Source organism: Salsipaludibacter albus (assembly GCF_019798055.1).
Classification (GTDB): Bacteria; Actinomycetota; Nitriliruptoria; order Nitriliruptorales; family Nitriliruptoraceae; genus Salsipaludibacter; species Salsipaludibacter albus.
Map to the genome: position 1 here is coordinate 97,816 of NZ_JAHOPH010000002.1, position 19,089 is coordinate 116,904.

Below are 19,089 nucleotides of genomic sequence, written 5' to 3' on the forward strand. Positions count from 1 at the left end.
CGCCTGAAGGATGAGCGCACGCAGGCCCGCGTCGCGCCGACCCGACCACAGGAGACAACGATGAGTACCCATCTCAACGACCTGCCCGTCGAACTCGACCAGGGCGAACTGGTGACGCGCTACGCCGAGTGGGGCGACATGGCGGTTCGCTACGCCCAGTTGCCGGCGGGCACGGACATGGGCCCCGTCCTGGAGGGCCTGCCCGGCGACCGGTGCCCCAGCGACCACTGGGGGATCGTGCTCGAGGGCTCGATCACGCTGGTGCACGCTGACGGCACGGAGGAGGTGACCGGTGAGGGCGAGGTCTACCACTGGCCCGCCGGCCACACGGCTGTGACCGACGAACCCGTCGCCTTCCTCGAGATCGGGCCGAAGGCGCCCATGCGACAGTTCAGCAACCATGCCAAGGCGAAGCTGGGCTGAACCTTCGGACGCGATCGACCCGGGCCACGTGGGCCCGGGTCGATGCCTGTCAACTGGGGGTGTCCCCAATGGTCCAGGCTCAGGACGTGAGCGTGGCCGGGTCGGGCCGGTGGACGTCGATGGTGCTGATCCGGTCGATGGTGGTGACCGGGAGGTCGGCGGCGCGGGCATGGGCATGGATGGCGTCGGTGCCGGTCGCCTCGTACAGGCAGATGGTGCCCACCGTGCCGTCCTCGTCGTCGAGGACGTAGCTGCGGATCTTGCGAACCTCGTCGCTGCGACGGTCGAGTTCGGCCTGTGACCGGCGGTCGACCTCCGCGAGTTCGGTCGGGTCGCACAGGCGCCGGCGGTGGATGGCGAACAGGTCCATCATGGATCCTCTTGGGTCGTGGTCAGTGCGGACGAGCACCACGGTGGGGGCCGGTGATCACGTCCGCGTCACGGCGGGATCCCGGACTGCGTGGCGGGCCGGCCGGCGGTGCGTCCGTAGTCTGGACTCCGGGGAGGTGTCGCGGATGCGCGTCGGTGCGCTCGGACCCTTCCGGATCGCCGTCGACGGCGAGCTGCTCGAGCTGGCGGGCCGGAGACGTCGTCGGCTGGCCGCTGCGCTGGTCCTGGGGTCGGGTCGGCCCGTGTCGATCGACCGCCTGGTGGAGGTCGTGTGGCAGGGGCGGCCACCGTCGAGACCCCGACGGGCCCTGCGAACGCAGGTCTATCGTCTCCGGCGCGAGCTGGGTGACGCGGCCGACCGGCTCGAGACCGCCGAACCCGGCTACCGGCTGCGTCTCCGGGACGAAGAGCTCGACACGGAGCGGTTCGTGTCCTTGGTGGCGGAGAGCCGCGAGACGGGGCTGTCGCCGTCGCGGCGGCTGTCGTGCCTCGACCGGGCCGAGGCGTTGTGGCGTGGACCGGCATGGGTGGACGTCGCCGACGAACCGTTCGCCCGCAGCGAGGCGCAGCGGCTGGACGAGCTGCGACGATCGGCGGCCGAGGACCGTTTCGCGGTGCGGCTCCGGCTCGCCGCCCCGGCCGAGGTGGTGGCCGACCTGCACGCGTTCGTGGACCGCCATCCCCTGCGCGAGCGTCCGCACGATCTCCTGATGCGTGCGCTGGTCCGCAGTGGCCGAACCGCCGACGCCCTGGAGGTGGCGCGCGACTTCCGGCGGCGGCTCGACCGCGACCTCGGCCTGCCGCTTCCACCCGCGATCGACGACCTCCAGACGAAGATCCTGCGCCACGAGCTCGACGCCGACGACGCGGCCGTCGACGAGGTGGAACCGTCGATCGACGCACGTCACCCGGACCGGTCGCGCGTGCCCACCTTCGCCAACCGCCTGGTCGGACGCGACGACGAACTCGACGCCGTTCACGACACCCTGCGCACGAATCGGCTGGTCACGCTCGTGGGACCGGGAGGAGTCGGCAAGACCCGCCTGGCCGTGGCGGTGGCCCGCGCTGGCCCGTGGGACCCCGCACAGGTGTGGTGGTGCGACCTGGCCACGGTCGACACCGCCCCCGACGTGGAGGCGGCGGTGGCCGGCGTGGTCGGGGCCAGGCTCACCGGCACGCAGGACGACCCGGTCGCGAGCCTGCTCGGCGACGCCAGCGGGCTGGTCGTGCTCGACAACGCCGAACACGTCCGCGACGGCGTCTCGGCCCTGGCCGCGCACCTCCTCGACCGCTGCGCCGCGATCACCCTGCTGGTCACGAGCCGCGTTCCCCTGGGCCTGGCCGGCGAACGAGTCCGTCCCGTCGAACCGCTCCGGGTCACGACGTCGGCGTCGACAGCGGCACCGCTCGCACCGGCCCTGGAGCTGCTGCAGGACCGCGCGGCAGCGGTGCGCCCGGGACTGGCGCTGGTGGACGAGCGGCCCCAACTGGCGACCGAGCTGTGCCGACGCCTCGACGGCATCCCGCTGGCGATCGAGCTGGCCGCGTCCAGGCTGCGCTCCCTGGGGCCGGACGACCTCGTCGACCGGCTCGACGACCGCCTGGACCTGCTGGTCGACGACCGGCGCGACGACCCACGGCACCGGCGGCTCCGCGCCACCATCGAGTGGTCGTTCGCCGACCTGTCGAGCGTGGAGCAGGCGGTGCTGGCACGCCTGTCGGTGTTCGCCGGCTCGTTCACCCTGTCGGCGGCCGAGGCCGTCGCCGCCGGTGGCGAGGTCGGCCGCGACGAGGTCCTGGACCTGCTGTCGCGACTGGTCGACCACAGCCTGGTCGCGCTCGTGTCGACCGCGCCCCGTTCGTGCTACCACCTGCTGGAGTCGGTGCGAGCCCGTGCCACCGAGCACCTCCATGTCCGCGACGAGCACGACGAGATCGCCGGCTCCCACGCGGCCCACCACCTCGCGCTGGCCGAGGACGCCGACCGGGCCGTTCGCGGCCGTGACGAGGCCGCCGCCGTGGCGCGCATCGACCGGGAGTTCGACGACCTGCGAGCGGCCCACCACCATGCGATCCGGACGGGCGACGTCGACGTCGCGATGCGCCTGGTGGTCGCGCTGTTCCGGTACGCCCTGTGGCGCCTGCGCCCGGAGGTGTTCGGTTGGGCGACCGAGGCGATCGACCTGCCCGGTGCCGTCGACCACCCGCTGCTGCCCGTCGTCGCCGGCGTGGGCGGGTGGGGTGCCGGACTCCGCGGCGAACTCGACGAGGCCGACCGGTTGGCAGCGTTCGGCCTGGACGCCACGGAGGATGTCGACGACCCACGTGGCCTGGTCGCACTGGAGGTGCGGATGCACGTCGCACTGTGGCGTGGCGACCTCGAGGCCTGCCTCGCCGCTGCCGACCGCGCGGCCTCGCTGCCCATCGACCCCTACGACCTCGTGCCCGCCTACGTCCCCGCGCTCGCCCTGACGTACGCAGGCCGACCCGACGACGCGTCGCTCCGTCTCGACCACGTCATGTCGCGGGCCCGGGCGCACGGCAACCCCACGATGCGCGCCCTGGTCCAGTACGCCCTGGGCGAGGCGTTGCACGGCTCGGACCCGGCGGCGGCACGGCGCGCGTTGCGAACCGCGATCGAACTGGCCGAGACCGTCGACAACCACATGGTCCTCGGTGTCGCGGACGTGTCGCTGGGTTCCCTGGCAGCACGCGACGGCGACCCTCGCGACGGACTCGCGACCTTCGACGGGGTCGTGCGACGGCTGCGCCGCGCGGGAGACTGGACCCACCTGTGGATCGGGCTGCGCACCCTGGTCGGGCTCCTGCGCGACGTCGCACGTCCCGAGGCCGCCGCGGTGCTCCTGGGAGCCGTGCGCAACGCACCCGGCGCACCTCCGGCCTACGGCGACGATGCCGCGGCCCTCGCCGACCACGACGAGGCCCTGGACGACGAGCTTCCCCCCGACGTGTTCGACGACGCCATCGCCCGGGGGAGCGCCATGACCGGCGCCGCGGCGGCGGACTTCGCCCTCGCGACCATCCACGACGAGCTCGGTCCGCGCACGGCGTGAGCCGCGGTCGGCGGAGGACGGGGAAGAACTCCCGCCAGCTCCGACAGGGCGTCGTGGGACTCGTCCAGGAGCGGATGGTCCTCGTCGTCGTTGAGCGCCGACGACAGGTCGCGGTCCGAGCGTGCGAACGCCTCCGACCCCCCGCCGTGGGCCACGACCACTCCTCGCCGCCGGTGTCGGTGGTCATCCCGACCGGATGATGTCGCCTTGGACGCGAGCGGCTGGAATGGAGCCATCGTCGACGACAGGCACCAGCCCAGGCGTTTCGCTGGCTGGCGAGGAGGAGCACGCGATGACGGCTGTCCCGCCCGGCTACAACACCGAGGTCCCCGCGTCGATCATGACGCCGGACCGGGTGGACACCAGGATCGGTGCCCTGGAGTTCTTCGACGGGATCCCGACGCCGGAGACCAGCCGGACCGTCTACGACCACCTCGACTTCGCCCGAGCCGTCGAGGCGTTCCTGAACTTCATCCCGGCGGCCTCGGTCGAGGGGTTGCGACGCGGACTCGCGTCGATCGGGGTCGATGCGTGCCATCGCCTGATGCTCATGGACCGCCTGATGGACTCGACGCCGCTGTTCCTCACGGGCAACACCGACACGGTGTACTGCGGGGGCATGCTCGACCTCGGCACGGACGGGCCGACCGTCATCGAGGTCCCGCCCGGGTGTGGACCCGGCACCGTCGACGACGCGTTCTTCCGGTTCGTGGTCGACCTGGGTGCCCCGGGGCCGGACCGTGGGCAGGGTGGCAAGTACCTGGTCGTGCCCGACGACTTCGACGGCGACCTGCCGGACGGCTACTTCGTCGCCAGGTCGCCGTCGTCGACCAACGTGGTCATCCTGCGGGGGTTCCTGGTCGACGGCAAGCCCGACGCGGCGGCCGAGATGTTCCGCAGCGGCCTGCGCATCTATCCGCTCCACGCAGCGGACGACCCGCCGGCCATGGAGTTCATCAGCACGTCGGAGATGCCCTTCAACACCGTCCACGCCAACGACGCCAGCTTCTACGACGAGGTCGCCGACGTGCTCGCGCGCGAGCCGGTCGACTTCCTCGACCCCGAGCTCCGGGGTCTGGCGGCCAGCATCGGCATACGCAAGGACCAGCCGTTCGAGCCGGACGACCGCATGGCGGCCATCCTCGCCGAGGGTGCCGCGGTCGGCAACGCCACGGCCCGTGCCATCGTGTTCGACACCCGCGACCGGGCCAGCTTCATCTACGACGATCGTCGCTGGCAGACGGTGTTCCCGGGTGGCGACTACCAGTGGCTGCTCGACGGCGGTGTCGGCGGTCGGGACCTGGACTCCCGGGTGCTGTTCTTCTACCAGGCCACCGTCAACACGCCGGCGATGGCACTGGAGATGGTCGGCGCCGGCTCGCAGTACGCGGTGGTCACCCGTGACCGGGACGGCCAGCCTCTCGACGGGTCGGGCCACTACACGCTGGAGATCCCGCCCGACGTCCCGGCCGCGGACTTCTGGTCGGTCGTGGTCTACGACCCCCAGACCCGCTCCGAGCTCCAGACCGGCCAGCCCTTCCCCAGCAAGAACGACGCGCGTGACGACCTGGTCCGCGAACCGGACGGCTCGGTCGTCCTCCACTTCTCGCCGACTCCACCCGAGTCGGGCCACACCGACAACTGGATCCAGACGGTCGCGGGCAAGGCGTGGTACCCGATCCTGCGGCTGTACGGACCACTGCAGTCGTGGTTCGACAAGTCGTGGCGGCCCGGCGACATCGAGCCCGCGTCGTAGCGGGCGACAGCAGCCAAAGGACTCCCAGATGACGAAGTCACGGTCGTTCGCGGTGCTCGAGGGCCTGCGGCCCCTGGATGCTTCCCAGGTCCCTCGCGACGTCGTCGCCGGGATCACCCTGGCAGCCCTGGCCATCCCGGAGGTCATGGGCTACGCGACGATCGCCGGCATGCCGGTCATCACCGGGCTGTACTCGATCGTCCTGCCCGTGTTCGTGTTCGCGTTGTTGGGCTCGTCGCGCCACCTGGTCGTGGGGGCGGACTCGGCGACCGCCGCCATCCTGGCCGCCGGGATCGGCGGCATGGCGACCTCCGGATCGTCCGACTACGTCGCAATGGCCGGCGTGGCGGCGCTGATCACGGGCCTGTTCCTGTTCGTGGCGAGGTTCGCGCGGCTGGGGTTCATCGCCGACTTCCTGTCGCGGACCGTCCTCATCGGGTTCCTGACCGGGGTCGGCATCCAGGTGGCGCTCGGGCAGGTGCCGGACATGTTCGGCCTGGAGAAGGTGGGCTCGGGGCCACTGGAACAGCTGTGGAACGTCGCGACCGACCTCGCTTCCGCGAGCTGGCCGACGGTGGCGCTGTCGGTCGCGATCATCGTGGTGGTGAAGGGTGGGCGGTTGCTGTCCACGAAGATCCCGTGGCCGTTGCTCGCCGTGGTCGGCGCGATCGTCGCCAGCGCGGCCTGGGACTTCGCCGACAACGGGATCTCCACCCTCGGGACGGTGCCGGGCGGGCTGCCCAGCCTGACCCTGCCGACGGTGGCCTGGTCCGACGTCGGACCCCTGGCCGGGGTGTCGGTCTCGCTGTTCGTCGTGATCCTGGCCCAGAGTGCGGCGACCTCGCGGGCCTATGCCGCCAAGTACGACGAGACGGTCGACGAGGACACCGACCTCGTCGGGCTCGGGATGGCCAACGTCGCCGCGGGCGTGACCGGGACCTTCGTGGTCAATGGCAGCCCGACCAAGACCCAGATGGTCGACACGGCCGGTGGTCGCACCCAGGTCGCCAACCTGTCCATGGGCGTGGTCGTCGTGGTGGTGCTGCTGTTCCTGACGGGACCGCTGCAGTACCTGCCGAACGCGGTCCTGGCGGCGGTGGTGTTCCTGATCGGCCTCGACCTCGTCGACCTGGCCGGGATGCGGCGGATCCTGGCGGTGCGGCGGGACGAGTTCTGGGTGGCGACGGTCACGGCGGCGGCCGTGGTGTTCGTCGGGGTGCTGCCCGGGATCCTGCTCGCGATCTTCCTGTCCATCGTGATCCACATGCGGCTCAGCTACAAGCCCCACGACACGCTGCTGGAGACCGGCGAAGACGGCCACGTGCACGTGGCCGAGCTGGACAGCCGGGCCGAGCTGATCCCGGGGCTGATCGTGTACCGCTTCGGCCACAGCCTCTACTACGCCAACGCCAACCAGTTCGCCGAGGAGGTCACCGCGCTGGTCGACACCGACGACCCACCCCAGTGGGTGTGCCTCGAGGCCAGCGCCATCGCCGATGTCGACTACACGGCCGCCGAGACCATCCGGCAGGTCCACGACCAGCTCGCCGAGCGCGACGTCCGGTTGGTCGTGTGCAACCTCACCCCGGACGTGCAGGCCGAGATCGGTCGCTTCGGGACGCTCGACCTGCTCGGCACCGACGCGGTGTTCGACACCGTCAACGACGTCGAGGAGCATGTCCGACGCGCGGCGCCCACCGCCTGAGCTGGCCCGGGCAGGTGCGGGGCTGCCGGGTTGCTCCGAAATGGATGATGACCGTGCTGACGGTCGTTCGTAGCGTTTCCCCCACCGACATCCGACAACGACAGGGACCACCATGGCCGGCAAGCCCACGACCGTCGCAGTGGCGACGTATCCAGACGCGGCAGGTGCGGAACAGGACTACGACGCACTCCGCGGCATCAAGCGACAAGGACAGATCGACCACCTCGCCGTGGCCGTCGTCGCCAAGGACGACGAGGGCAAGCTCCACGTCGATCGACACAACACCAGCGCAAAGCACGCGGCGTGGGGCGCCGGCCTGCTCGGCAGTGCCCTGGCCGTGATCTCCGCGCCGCTGGGCATCGTGTTCCTCGGGCCGTTGGTCGCCACGGGAGCGGTGTGGGCTGGCGCCGGGGGATTGGTCGGCCACTTCTGGGACAACATCCCCAAGGACGTGGTCCGGCGGATGAACGACGTCCTCGAAGACGGCCAGTACGGCCTGGTCGTCGTGGCGGTCAACCCCAAGGGCGCCGACGTGGAGGCCCTGTTGGCCAACGCCGACGAAAAGGTCGTCACCGACGGCATCACGGACTCGGACGGGGCGCTCGAACTGGCCTTCGAGAAGGCCGAAGCCGAGTGACCGACGCGGCAGCCCCGTCGATTGGGGGATTCCTGCCCGCTGGTGGGCACGGATCCGACACTCGACGGGACGCCGTTGCCGAGGCGGGGATCGGTGTCTGCAGCCGATCCCTCGCGAGCGCGGTCCGGACGTCGCGGGCGATCTAGGCAGCCGGCGGCTCGCTGCTCAGCCGGCCCTGGTCCACGGCGGCCCGGACGGCCGCGTAGTCGCGCTCGTTCTGGTCGGCGTAGTCGGCGGCGAACGACGCGATGGCCGTGTCGAAGGACGTGCCGCTGCCGAGGTAGCCGGCGATGGCCATGGGGTCCCCCGAGCGAGCATGTGCATGGGCCAGGGTCCAGCCGCAGATCCGCGCGTACAGCTGCATGCCGTCGTCGTCCATCCGGTCGATCCTCGCGGACCCCTTGTTGTCCCACAACTGGCGGACGTAGAAGTCCCGCTCGGTCCCGTCGATGCCCTCGGTGCGCGTCCAGCCGAGCAGGATGTCGCCGGCGGCCTGCAGGAGGCGCTGCCCGGCGACGACGCGTTCGCCGTGGTTGTCGTGGCTGCTTGGTCCCAGCGCGGTCTCGAGGACCGACTGCTGGGCCTCCTTGACCTGCAGCAGCAGCGGGTCGCTGGTGTCGCGACCCTGCAGCAGCACCACCCAGGCGCGCGTGCCGACGCTGCCCACGCCGACCACCTTGCGAGCCAGGTGCACGTAGCGGAAGCGACCCAGCAACTGCTGGCGGTCGTTGGGCAGCGACGCCCGATAGGTGTCGAGGGCGGCCCCGACCGCGGCGCTGACGTCGCGGGCGTCACGGTCGGGCACCAACTCCTCGATCGGCACCACCAGGGGAGGATCGCTGCGGAAGCGCAGCACGCCGTCCACGTCGTGGGTCAGCTTGTCGGCGGCCCGCAGGCTGTTCTTCGTCCGCGCCTTCGACACGACCTTGTCGAAGGTCTTGCGCTGTCGCTTGCTGGCCTCGCCACGATGGCGCCGCTCGATCTCGTCGACGTCCAGGCGGGCGTACCACACGTCCATCACGTGCTGGTCGGCGAACTCCCGCATGGCCTCGCGGTACGACTGCACCGCGGTCCGCACGATCCTGTCGCGGTGCTTGCGTCGGAAACCGCTGTCCCGCCCCGCGACGGCGAAGCTCGTCGCCAGCCGCTGGACGTCCCATTCGAAGGGGCCCGGCAGCGTCTCGTCGAAGTCGTTGAGGCTGAAGATCAGCCGGCGGTCCGGCGCGGCGTACACGCCGAAGTTGGACAGGTGGGCGTCGCCGCACAACTGCACGTCGAGGCCCGTCCGGGGCCGGTCCGCGAGGTCGTTGGCCATCAGCAGTGCGGCGCCGCGGAAGAACGTGAACGGCGACGCGAGCATGCGTTCATGGCGCAGTGGCACCAACTCCGGGACGCGGGTCGCGTCCTGGGACGCGAGCAGGTCGACGGGGTCGGCACGGCCCGCGGGCGGCTCCCAGCCGGCGTGCGCCGACCGCGGGACCTCCGCTCGCACGCCCTTGCCGCGGGCCGTGCGCTCCGCCGGGGTGTCGATGTCCGTCATGGTCCTGCTCCTCGCCGAGGCCCCGAACCTGCGGGCCGACGCCCGGTAGTGGGCAGCCTCGTCGCCCATGCCCGAACCCTAGGTCCGGAGCCGGTCCGTGGAGTCACCCGGACCGGATGAAACCCGCCACACGACGACGACGGCCACGCCCACCGTCGCCAGCCCGTAGAGACCGGGCAGGACCAGTCCGCCGTCCTGCCCGGACAGGACGGACGCGACGACCGGCGCAGTCCCCCCGAGGATGGCCGTCGCCAGGCCGTAGCTCAGCGAGATGCCACTGTGTCGCACGGGGGTGGGGAACAGTTCGGCGAGGAAGGCGGTCAGCGACAGGCACCCCAGCGGTACCCCGACCACGGCGAAGCCGAACAGGGTCCATGCGAGGCTGCCGGAGGTCGCCAGCCAGAGGCCCAGCGGGATCGCGGCCACCAGGCCGACCAGTCCTGCCAGGACCACGACGCGTCGGCCGACGCGATCGGACAGGCGGCCGAACCACGGCGCCGTGGCCGATCCCAGCAGGGGGGTGACGAACGCCACTCCCAGTGCGGTCGGCAGGTCCATCCACCCGTGGAGGACCAGGTGGTTGGGCAGGAAGACCGAGAACAGGTTGAACGTGACCGCGGCGGCCGCCACCGTCGTGAACCCGACCGCCAGTTGTGGTCGCGACTGCTCGAGCGCGTCACGCAACGGCCGGCGTGCGAGGCGGCCGGTCGCTCGCAGGTCCCGGAAGGCCGCGGAGTCGTCGACGCGTGTTCGCACGACCAGGCCGACGACGCCCAGTGGCAGCGCCACCAGGAAGGGAACTCGCCAGGCCCAGGCCGCTGCGGGCGACGACGCAGGGATCATCCCCACCAGTGCCCCCGCGGCGATCCCGATCGCCAGCCCGGCCCCGGTCGTCGCCCAGTGCCAGCCGCCGTACCAGCCGCGGTGCCGGGGCTCGACGCCTTCGACGACCAGCGACGCCGACCCCCCGAACTCGCCGCCGATGGCGACGCCCTGGACGGACCGGAGCACGATCACCAGGACCGGGGCGACCACGCCCACGCGCGCGTGGGACGGGACCAGTCCGATCCCCGCAGTGGCCACGGCCATGAGCCCCAGGGTCGCCACGAGCACGTGACGACGACCGACCCGGTCACCCAGGTGTCCGAACAGCAGGGCACCGAACGGACGCATGACGAATGCCAGCCCGAAGACCCCGAACACGGTCAGCAACGACCGGGCCGCATCCGCTTCCGGGAAGAAGGTCGCGGCGATCGGGGTCGCGAACGCCCCGAACAGGGCGAACTCGTACCACTCCACCAGGTTGCCCACCGAGCCGGCCACCACCTCGCGGCGGCCCGACGTCACGCTCGGCGTGACCTGCAGATCCACCCTGCCCATCGCCGCCCTCCGCCCCACGTGCTGCGGCGGATCCTAGGTGGCGGCACGGGAGGATGTCTCAGGCGGCGTGGCCACGTCCGGTCCGGGAGGCTGGTCGCGTTGGTCGATCCAGTGGGCAAGGGGGGTCGGCATCTCGGCTGGACGACCACCCCAGTCGTAGACGACCGTGGACCCGGCCACGAGGTCGTGCAGCGCCCGGCGCTCGTGGTCCACCATCATCCAGGCCCCCCCGAGGAAACCCGGCACGCTCAGCGGGATCGCCAGCGTGCGCACCAGCGCTCGGCTCGGGGGCAGCGGCGTGCCGTCGCGCGCCGTCACGCGCAGTCCGGCGAGGAGCATGGCCGGCGTGCGGCCCGCGACGATCGTGGTCGTGCTCCAGTAGAGGAACAACCAGGCGAGGCTCGCCAGCACCCACCAGGTGCTGGTCGAGCCGTCCCCGGGGATCAGGTCGATCCCGACGACCGTGTCCGCCAGCCAGGCCATGGCGGCCGTGCCGACGGTGAACAGGGTGGTGGCCAGGGCGAGGTCGGCGCCGAAGGCGAGCAGCCGGCTGATGGGGCCGGCGTAGAAGCCGCTCACCTCGGCGCGGGCGCGCACCCGGGACCTGTCCGGGTCGGGCAGCTCGACGGCCGCGGCCTCGTCCTCGACCAGGGTGGCGGGTCCGGCCGGCAGGCTGGCAGGGTCGCGACGGCCGAGCCGTTGGGCGATCCGCCAGGTCCCGACGTCGACGGCGACGAGTTGGCGGCGGGCGAGGTCCAGTGCCGACCCGGCCAGCTGACCCGTGCTGTCGGCGACGAGGTCCGGGATGCCGGCACGCTGGACGAGCTCCGCCACGTCCAGCCGGTCCACGATCGCGTCCAGGTCGATCCGGGCGACCAGGAGGTCCAGGTCGACGCGGGCCAGCACCCGTTCGAGGTCGATGCGGGCCAACACGACGTCGACGTCGACCCGGGCAAGGACGGCATCGAGATCCACGCTCGCCAGCACGGGGTCGAGGTCCAGCCGGGCGGCCAGCCGCTGCACGTCGACTCGCTGGACCAGGCCGTCGACGTCCGCACGCTCCAGCAGGCGGTCGACGTCCACGCGGTCGAGCAGCCCGTTCGCATCGACGCGGTCGAGCAGCCGATCGATCGCGACCCGGTCCAGCAGGCGGTCCATGTCCACGCGATCCAGCACCGCGTCGGCATCGACCCGGGCCAGCACCGCGTCGACATCGATCCGTTCCAGCAGCGCGTCGACATCGACCCGGGCCAGCACCGCGTCGAGGTCGACGCGGGCGAGGACGGCGTCGAGGTCGACGCGTGCCAGCACGCTGTCGACGTCCAACTGGGCAACCACGATGTCGGGGTCGAGCTCGCCGAGCACGCGGTTGCTGACCGCTCCGACCAGGTGTCCGACGCGTCCGAGCCCGCGCGCCTCGTTGCGCGGTGCCGGTCGGTCGTCCGCCCGGGTCACCATGTCGGCCTCGTGGTGCTCATGGGTGGGCGCCCGACGCGTCGGGAGGGGCCTCCGGCTGGGGTTCCGTGTCGTCGTCCGGATCGGGGCGCAGCCGGGCGGACACGACCCAGGACGTCACGACCGCGACGATGATGACCGGGACCAGTTGCAGCCCGTCGGCCTGGAGCACCAGGGCCGCCAGCAGGACCGAGACCAACGGCAGGCCGAGCATGGCGACCGTCATCGCCCCGATCCCCATGCCGACCGCGGCGACCAACGGCAGGCCCGGCAGGTGGGACAGCACGACACCGCCAGCCGCGCCCAGGAACATGGCCGGGAACACCGGACCGCCCCGGAAGCTGCTGAGCGCCAACGTGTACGCCAGCCCCTTGCACGCCAGCAGCAGGAGGAGGGCGCCGACCGTCCAGTCGCCCGCCCCGGAGATCAACGGCCCGAGTTGCTCCTGGCCCGAGAACAGCACCCAGCTCGCACCCTGGCCCGTCGTCTCCACGAAGACCAGCACGAGGCCCCCGATCGCCAGGCCCACCAGCGGCGTGCGCAGGCCCGGGCCACGCTCGACCACCCCCTGCAGGTGCAGCGACGCCCGCGTGATCGCCGCACCGAGCAACGCGGCCGCCAGTCCGATCCCGATCGCCCACAGGAACTGGACACCCGTGGGACTGCCGGCCGCCGGCAGGTCCGCCACGCCCAGCGAGAACGTGCCCAGCCCACTCCACTGGTCGAGCCCGACGAAGACCAGCGCGCCGATCGCCGCCGCCAAGAGGCCCGGCACGAGCACCACGCCCAGCATGGCACCTCCCAGCCCGACTGCCTCCATCAGCAGGAAGGCCCCGCTCAGCGGCGATCCCAGGAGGGTGGCGATGGCAGCGAAGCTCCCGGCGCCGCTGACGACCATCACGGCCATGTCTGGTGCGCCCCGGTCGAGCAGTCGCATCGCCAGCACACCGAGGCCGCTGCCGATGGCGATCAGCGGCGCTTCGGGACCCAGCACGACCCCCAGGGCGAGCGTGAGGAAGGCCGCCAGGGCGATGCCCGGCAGGTCGGCCGGGCGCACCGGGCCGCCGGTCTTGAATCCCTCGGCCGGCTTGTGGCCCCCGGTTCCGGGCAGCCGGCGGATCGTGGCTGCCACGCCCAGCCCGCCGAGCACCAGCAGGGGGATGGACCACCAGGACGGGGGCTCCGTGAATCCCAGTTGCCCGGGCAAGGTGGTGAAGAGGTAGTCCTGCACAGCGCCGACGACGCCCAGGAACCCGTACGCGACGACGGCGACCGGGAGGCCCAGGACCGCGCCCACCAGGAGCATCACGACGTAGTTCCGACGTCGGATGAGCGTGTGGGGGTCGTCCGCCCGGGTCGGTGGCGTGTCCGTGCTCATGCGCGGTCCTCGGATCGTGGGGCCACGGCCGTGATCGCCGGACGGGAGGCCGGGACCTTCCAGGAGCCGACCACGTGCGCGCGGGACCCACATCATCCGGTCCGGGTGAAGGAGGGGTGCTCGGCGCGCCCTAGTGTGGGCAGGAGGCCAGTCGACGTGTGACGACGTGTGACGTCGATTCACCGAAGCCATGACGGAGCGGGCATGAGTGGTGACCGGACTCCGGATGGTGCGGCCCGTGGCCCTGGGACGGGGTCACTCCGCCACCGGGTGCGGTACCACTTCGACAACCTGCTGGCGCGCGGGACGTGGGTCACGCTCGTCTGGCTGGGGCTGGTCACGTTGGCCGCCGTCCTGACCAGCTCGCTGCTGCTGGCCATCTTCGGGGTCACCTTCACCGATGGTGGTCGGAGTGGCTGGCTCGAGGACTTCTGGCAGAGCCTGCTGCGGGTCATGGACCCCGGGACGATGGCGAGCGACGTGGGCTGGGGACCGCGTCTGCTCGCGCTGCTGGTGACGGTCTTCGGACTGCTGGTGGCCGGCACCCTGATCGGGATCATCGCGGCGGCGGTGGAGCAACGCATCGAGGGGATGCGTCGAGGCCGCAGTGTGGTGATCCAGTCCGACCACCTCGTCGTCCTGGGGCGGTCCGACCGACTGCCGGTGGTGGTCCAGCAGCTCCTGTTGACCCAGTCCGGCCGGGCCGGCGGCGACGCCATCGTCGTGCTCGCCCAGGAGGACCCGGCCGAGCTGGACCGGCAGGTGCGGGCGGCCGCCGGTGACCTGCGTGGCAGTCGCGTGGTCTACCGGTCGGGCGACCCGACCAGCGCAGCCGACCTGCGGATCGCACGTCCCGACCATGCTCGTGGCGTTGTCGTGCTCGCCGATCCGGCCGGAGGCGACGCCCGCGCGGTCGAGACCGTGCTCGGCGTGCAGGACGTCCTCGGCCCGGACAGCCCCGTGCCCGTCACGGTCGAGGTCGAACGAGCGGACACGGCTGGACACCTCGGGTTGGCCTGCGGTCCGAATGTCCACCCCCTTGTCGCCCACCAGGCAGTCGCCCGCACGACGGCCTTCGCGCTGCGGGCGTCGGGCCTGGGTCGGGTGGTGGACGCGCTGCTGAAGGTCGGGGGCTGCGACATCCACGTCTGGGAGCATCCGGACCTGGTGGGACTCACCTTCGCGGAGGTGACCGTGCGCTACGGGCTCGGCCGCCCGATCGGGATCATCGGCACGGACTCCGGGGTCGAGTTGCTCCCCGAGCCCGGAGCCCGCCTGGGCGACGGCGATCGGCTCGTCGTGCTCGCACACACCGATCGGACCGGATCGGTCCTGCGGGACGAGCCCGCCCGCCCCGGCCCCGTCGGACCAGGAAACGGGTCGATCCGATGGCGTCCACGCCGCGAACGGCTGGTCGTCCTCGGGTGGAACGACTTCGGGACGCGCTTGCTGTCGACCTGGGGTCGGACCGTGTCGCCGGGCTCGAGCGTCGAGGTGGTGGTCGACGCGAACCGAGTGGGCGCCGGCGACGTGGTGGTCGGCGACCTCCCGGACGACCAGGTCGTCGTCACCATGGCCGAGTCGCCCCTGGCCAGCGTCGTCGGCCGGCCGGACCTGCTGGCCGGAGCGACGACCGTCCTGGTCCTCGCCGACCACTCGGCCGGTCCGGCGTCGGAGGCCGACGCCCAGACCCTGCTGGCCCTCAGGGCACTCCAACGGACCCGCGGATCCGGGCGTGACGAACCGCGCTTCCTCGTCGAGCTGCTGGATGCCGACAGCAACCGGCTGGTCGGTCGCCTCGGAGCCGAGGACTGGATCGCCAGCCCGGCCCGCACCGGTCAGCTCCTGGCCCAGTTGGTCGAGGAGCCGCTCCGCCGAGAGGTCCTGTTGACGCTGGCCGCCGACGTGGGACCGACGATCGACCTCGTGCCGGTGGACGAGCTCGGGCTGGACGGATCGGTGACGATCGCGGACCTGGCTCGGGCCTGCCTCGCGGGCGACGCCGTCGCGGTGGGGCTGCGCCGACGCACCGACGATGCCCTGCTGCTCGACCCGTCCCCGGACCTGGTCACGACCGTGGGTCCCGGCGACCAGGTCATCGCGATCGTGCGGACCGGAGGCTGAGCCGTGGCCCGACGACCGGTCAGTCCCCCGCCGGCGCCGGGTCGTCGAACGGCTGGTCCGGTCGGAGGAGGTCGCGCCCGAGCTGGGCCCGCAGCATGACCACGGCACCGATGGCCAGTCCTGCCAGCACAAGGACCGTGGTCCAACGGTCGAGTGCTCCGCCGGGACTCAGCCACACGAGGACCAGGAACGCGACGACGGCCCCGGCGGCGATCGCTGCCGTCGAGTCGGACCACCGCGCCAGGCCCCGGCGGACCCGCAGCGCCCAGCGGTGCGGCCCGAGCATCCAGGCGAAGACCAGGAACAGGACGCCGTAGAGGATCCCGGCCACGGCCATCTGCTGCAACAACTCGGTGCCGACCTTCCCGACCAGGCCGGCCAGCTCCCGGTTGCCCGCGTCGGTGACCAGGACGTCCACGCCCTCTCGGATCGCGATGGCCCGGAGCAGGATCACCGTCACGCCGGCGACCACCAGGCCCACCCCGACCTCGCGCAGCGATTCCCGGCGTCGACCACGCGCCAGGACCACTGCCAGCGCGTAGAGCCCCACCACGACGACGAACAGGAACCAGGACAGGGCGTCGAGCACCCGCACGGTCTGTTGCACGGATGCGAGCTGGTCGGACTGGAAGACCACGACCTGGCCCGCATCGGGCGGGATCCGTTCGAGGGTCGAGTCCGACACGCCGAGGTCGCCGCCGATCGCCACCAACGCGTCGCCCAGGTCCAGCGTGATCGCGCCCCCCGACGTGGACACGACCTCGGTGGAATCGCCGCGCAGCACGCCGACCAGTGTCTGGTGGGCGACGCGGTTCGCGCGTGCCCAGGCCTGGGCGAACCGGGGTGACCCCACCAACTGCTCGACGGCATCGGTGGCCGGCGGCCGCAGGGCAGCGGTGAGCGGGCCCGCGAGCCCCGACAGCTGGTCGGGAAGCGCGTCAGCCAGCTCCTGGGTCACGTCGGCCTGGGCGAACAACTCGTCGGTGAGATAGGTCGCCAGCGCCTGCTGGACCACCGGCTCGGCAAGCAGGTCGCTGCTGGCCGACACCCACTGGTCGGTGTCCAACGCCTGGGTCCTCACCCACGTCGTCATCACACTCACGATCGCCAGGATCGTGGCGACCACGATCGCCGTGGTGGTCACCCACCGCGGCGTCGCGGAGCTGTCGGCGCGGTCGACGGCGTCTCGGGCCTCGAGCCCGTCGACCCGGCTGGTCATGTCTGCCACGAGATCCTCGAGCGGTCGGGGTGCATGCGTCAGCCCGCGAGGATCCTGGACTTCTGGGTGGCGAACTCGTCGTCGGTCAGGACGCCCTGCTCGTGCAGCTTGCCGAGTCGTTCGAGCTGGTTCAGCATGTCGTCCTGCCCAGCGGCAGCGGTCGGCGCCGGAGCGGGCGCGGGGGCCGCCTGCACCTGCTGGGCCTCGGCCTCGTGGTAGGCCTGCTCGCGCTCGGCGTAGATGTTGGCGTCGCGGGTGGCGTAGCGCTCGGCCTGGCGGCGCTGGACGCGGCCGCTGACGGCCGTCGCCGTGCCGGCCACGACCGCGGTCCGGGCCATTCCTCGCAGGAGTCTGGGCATGGGTCTTCCTCTCTGGTCAGGCGACCGGCTGGGTGGCCTCGAGCTCGTCGAGCGCCTCGGTGATGTCGGTGGCGGGGATCCGCATGCTTGCCACGGCCTGGCCGCCGGCGGCCATGGCCGCGGTCACGAACGGCACGGCCCAGGCGTTCTCGTAGACGAGCAGGGCGGCCGTGGTGCCGGGTTCCATGATCGCGCCGGCGTCGTCGAGGTCGTCGTCGCCGATCAGGCCGGACCGGGCACCGGCGAAGACGGCCAGGCTCGCCGGTCCGTCCGCGGTCACGTCCTGCAGGTCGATGACGGTGACGAGGCCGTCGGCGTCCTTGCGTGCCACGAGCAGGTCCCAGAGTCGGATCGTGCCCTGTTCGACCAGTGCCAGCAGTTCGTCGGCAACGGCCGGGATGGGCTGGTCCGTGGGGAACTCCACGAGCAGGAAGTCCACGGGGCCGTGGGGTGTTGGTGCGGACATCTCGGCTCCTTCGCCGTGGTGGGTCCAACGTCCTCGGTGACGCTACGGACGTGTCGCCGAGGGGGCATCGTCCAGACCGGATGACGTCTGGGTGCGGTCCGGGTCGGACCAGTCGCCGTCGTCGAGGCGCTCGAGGGCACCGTCCAGGTCGTAGCCCAGTGCCCGCGCCAGCGAGGCAGCGCCGGCCGCCAGTCGCGGCGTTCCGGCCAATGGAGCGAGCGCCGCCAGGACCCCGAGCAGTTCGTCGGGAGCGATCCCCGCCGCCAGGGCCTGCTCGACATACACCTGGAACGTCGACGTCTCGGCATTGAGGCAGACCAGTGCCCCCACCTGGACCAGCAGCGCGCGACGGGCGGCCGGTGCCGAGGCCGTCGCCGACGGCTCGGCGTCGGCCAGCTCGGCCATCGCCCGATCGTCGTGCAGCGACAGGGCGAGCAGGCGGCGACCCAGTTCGTCGTCCACGGCCGGACCTCCCCGCCAATGGATCTCGGCCGCCCCGGGGCTCCGGGACGCCTTCCGACCGTAGGTCTCGTTCGGGGGCCGGCAATCATCTGCATCGGATGAGGTTCGGCGGGGACCGCCCGCTCGGCCTCGGGACCCGTCCGCTCGCCTCAGTCGTGGGCCGCCTGGTCGATGGCCACCGTCACCGCCAGGACCAGCGCGGCGTCCGCCTCGGGGTCGACCTCGACGCCGTAGGTGTCGCGTGCCCGGACCCAGCGCTTGGACGTCTCGGCCACCGGACCGTCATCGGAGTCGATGCGGTACTCGTGCTCGACGAGGTTGCCCTGGATCTTCCACGTGCCGATGTCGTCGGCCTCCAGGACCCACCGGTCCCGGAGGGGCCCGACCATGGCCTTGTGCAGCGTCGCGTCCGGACCACCGGGGCGCTCGATGTGCCACGTGTCCCGGACCCGGACCGGCCGATGCTTCATCCGCACCCGCCAGGACCCGTCCGGTCCCTCGATCACGAAGGTGTCCCGCAGTCGCAACACCTTGCCGTCGACCTTGAACGCCCGCCGACCGGACTGGGTCTCGATCCAGTAGTCGTCCCCGATGGCCACGAGCCGTTCGCGCAGCTGGTAGACCTCCCGGCCCGACGTGCGGGCATCCCTGCGGTGCTGGCGTCGCCTGCGCATGGCTTCCTCCGTGGTCGGCTGGGTTCCGTGACCACGGTGCTGCGCCC

At 72.0% G+C, this 19,089-nt stretch carries 16 protein-coding genes; 6 read left to right on the forward strand and 10 right to left on the reverse strand.

All coding sequences use genetic code 11. From position 1 onward, the window contains the following. Positions 1–60: 60 nt before the first annotated feature. Entirely contained in the window at positions 61–423 is a 363-nt protein-coding gene (locus KR546_RS02255; RefSeq protein ID WP_238443077.1) for a cupin domain-containing protein, read from the forward strand. 79 nt (positions 424–502) lie between these two features. Here the strand turns inward: KR546_RS02255 and KR546_RS02260 are convergent, their stop codons facing one another. Next, the gene (locus tag KR546_RS02260; RefSeq protein ID WP_238443078.1) at positions 503–796 is read right to left on the reverse strand and encodes a nickel-binding protein; all 294 of its coding nucleotides are present in this window, start codon (positions 794–796) and stop codon (positions 503–505) included. A 142-nt stretch (positions 797–938) separates the two neighbouring features. Between KR546_RS02260 and KR546_RS02265 the strand changes: the two genes are divergently transcribed. The 4 genes from KR546_RS02265 (at position 939) to KR546_RS02280 (ending at position 7,985) form a co-directional block, all read left to right on the forward strand. Then, on the forward strand, positions 939–3,887 hold the full coding sequence (locus tag KR546_RS02265; protein ID WP_238443079.1) for an AfsR/SARP family transcriptional regulator: 2,949 nt from the start codon (positions 939–941) through the stop codon (positions 3,885–3,887). A 292-nt stretch (positions 3,888–4,179) separates the two neighbouring features. Next, entirely contained in the window at positions 4,180–5,643 is a 1,464-nt protein-coding gene (locus tag KR546_RS02270; protein ID WP_238443080.1) for a DUF1254 domain-containing protein, read from the forward strand. Between the two features lie 28 nt (positions 5,644–5,671). Beyond that, complete coding sequence (locus KR546_RS02275; protein ID WP_238443081.1) at positions 5,672–7,348, forward strand: SulP family inorganic anion transporter; 1,677 nt, start codon at positions 5,672–5,674, stop codon at positions 7,346–7,348. A gap of 112 nt (positions 7,349–7,460) precedes the next feature. Beyond that, positions 7,461–7,985 (forward strand): DUF1269 domain-containing protein, encoded by a 525-nt coding sequence (locus KR546_RS02280; protein WP_238443082.1) that lies wholly within the window; start codon positions 7,461–7,463, stop codon positions 7,983–7,985. A 142-nt stretch (positions 7,986–8,127) separates the two neighbouring features. Here the strand turns inward: KR546_RS02280 and KR546_RS02285 are convergent, their stop codons facing one another. From KR546_RS02285 to KR546_RS02300, 4 genes are all read right to left on the reverse strand, one after another. Next, complete coding sequence (locus tag KR546_RS02285) at positions 8,128–9,525, reverse strand: DUF2252 domain-containing protein (RefSeq protein ID WP_238443083.1); 1,398 nt, start codon at positions 9,523–9,525, stop codon at positions 8,128–8,130. 78 nt (positions 9,526–9,603) lie between these two features. Next, positions 9,604–10,905 (reverse strand): MFS transporter, encoded by a 1,302-nt coding sequence (locus KR546_RS02290; protein ID WP_238443084.1) that lies wholly within the window; start codon positions 10,903–10,905, stop codon positions 9,604–9,606. A gap of 33 nt (positions 10,906–10,938) precedes the next feature. Continuing rightward, positions 10,939–12,363, reverse strand: a complete 1,425-nt coding sequence (locus tag KR546_RS02295) for an RDD family protein (RefSeq protein WP_238443085.1) — start codon at positions 12,361–12,363, stop codon at positions 10,939–10,941. 16 nt (positions 12,364–12,379) lie between these two features. Further along, a complete protein-coding gene (locus tag KR546_RS02300) occupies positions 12,380–13,738 on the reverse strand; it encodes a chloride channel protein (RefSeq protein ID WP_238443086.1) in 1,359 nt (452 codons plus the stop codon). A 204-nt stretch (positions 13,739–13,942) separates the two neighbouring features. Here KR546_RS02300 and KR546_RS02305 point away from each other — a divergent pair, with 204 nt between their 5' ends. Next, a complete protein-coding gene (locus tag KR546_RS02305) occupies positions 13,943–15,862 on the forward strand; it encodes a CASTOR/POLLUX-related putative ion channel (protein WP_238443087.1) in 1,920 nt (639 codons plus the stop codon). Between the two features lie 19 nt (positions 15,863–15,881). Here the strand turns inward: KR546_RS02305 and KR546_RS02310 are convergent, their stop codons facing one another. The 5 genes from KR546_RS02310 to KR546_RS02330 all read right to left on the reverse strand — a co-directional run bounded on the left by KR546_RS02310 (position 15,882) and on the right by KR546_RS02330 (position 19,042). After that, the gene (locus KR546_RS02310; RefSeq protein ID WP_238443088.1) at positions 15,882–17,090 is read right to left on the reverse strand and encodes a hypothetical protein; all 1,209 of its coding nucleotides are present in this window, start codon (positions 17,088–17,090) and stop codon (positions 15,882–15,884) included. A 29-nt stretch (positions 17,091–17,119) separates the two neighbouring features. Then, the gene (locus KR546_RS02315; protein ID WP_238443089.1) at positions 17,120–17,440 is read right to left on the reverse strand and encodes an SHOCT domain-containing protein; all 321 of its coding nucleotides are present in this window, start codon (positions 17,438–17,440) and stop codon (positions 17,120–17,122) included. A 16-nt stretch (positions 17,441–17,456) separates the two neighbouring features. Continuing rightward, positions 17,457–17,906, reverse strand: coding sequence for a DUF6325 family protein (locus KR546_RS02320; RefSeq protein ID WP_238443090.1), 450 nt, complete (start codon positions 17,904–17,906; stop codon positions 17,457–17,459). A 42-nt stretch (positions 17,907–17,948) separates the two neighbouring features. Continuing rightward, on the reverse strand, positions 17,949–18,368 hold the full coding sequence (locus KR546_RS02325; protein WP_238443091.1) for a carboxymuconolactone decarboxylase family protein: 420 nt from the start codon (positions 18,366–18,368) through the stop codon (positions 17,949–17,951). A 149-nt stretch (positions 18,369–18,517) separates the two neighbouring features. After that, positions 18,518–19,042, reverse strand: a complete 525-nt coding sequence (locus tag KR546_RS02330) for an LURP-one-related/scramblase family protein (RefSeq protein WP_238443092.1) — start codon at positions 19,040–19,042, stop codon at positions 18,518–18,520. Between the last annotated feature and the right edge of the window lie 47 nt (positions 19,043–19,089).

Coding starts and splice junctions, on each gene's coding strand:
- KR546_RS02255 (WP_238443077.1), top strand. CDS start 61: ATGAGTACCCATCTCAACGACCTGCCCGTCGAACTCGACCAGGGCGAA.
- KR546_RS02280 (WP_238443082.1), top strand. CDS start 7,461: ATGGCCGGCAAGCCCACGACCGTCGCAGTGGCGACGTATCCAGACGCG.
- KR546_RS02320 (WP_238443090.1), bottom strand. CDS start 17,906: ATGTCCGCACCAACACCCCACGGCCCCGTGGACTTCCTGCTCGTGGAG.
- KR546_RS02290 (WP_238443084.1), bottom strand. CDS start 10,905: ATGGGCAGGGTGGATCTGCAGGTCACGCCGAGCGTGACGTCGGGCCGC.
- KR546_RS02315 (WP_238443089.1), bottom strand. CDS start 17,440: ATGCCCAGACTCCTGCGAGGAATGGCCCGGACCGCGGTCGTGGCCGGC.
- KR546_RS02260 (WP_238443078.1), bottom strand. CDS start 796: ATGATGGACCTGTTCGCCATCCACCGCCGGCGCCTGTGCGACCCGACC.
- KR546_RS02275 (WP_238443081.1), top strand. CDS start 5,672: ATGACGAAGTCACGGTCGTTCGCGGTGCTCGAGGGCCTGCGGCCCCTG.
- KR546_RS02330 (WP_238443092.1), bottom strand. CDS start 19,042: ATGCGCAGGCGACGCCAGCACCGCAGGGATGCCCGCACGTCGGGCCGG.
- KR546_RS02300 (WP_238443086.1), bottom strand. CDS start 13,738: ATGAGCACGGACACGCCACCGACCCGGGCGGACGACCCCCACACGCTC.
- KR546_RS02305 (WP_238443087.1), top strand. CDS start 13,943: ATGAGTGGTGACCGGACTCCGGATGGTGCGGCCCGTGGCCCTGGGACG.
- KR546_RS02265 (WP_238443079.1), top strand. CDS start 939: ATGCGCGTCGGTGCGCTCGGACCCTTCCGGATCGCCGTCGACGGCGAG.
- KR546_RS02295 (WP_238443085.1), bottom strand. CDS start 12,363: ATGGTGACCCGGGCGGACGACCGACCGGCACCGCGCAACGAGGCGCGC.
- KR546_RS02285 (WP_238443083.1), bottom strand. CDS start 9,525: ATGACGGACATCGACACCCCGGCGGAGCGCACGGCCCGCGGCAAGGGC.
- KR546_RS02270 (WP_238443080.1), top strand. CDS start 4,180: ATGACGGCTGTCCCGCCCGGCTACAACACCGAGGTCCCCGCGTCGATC.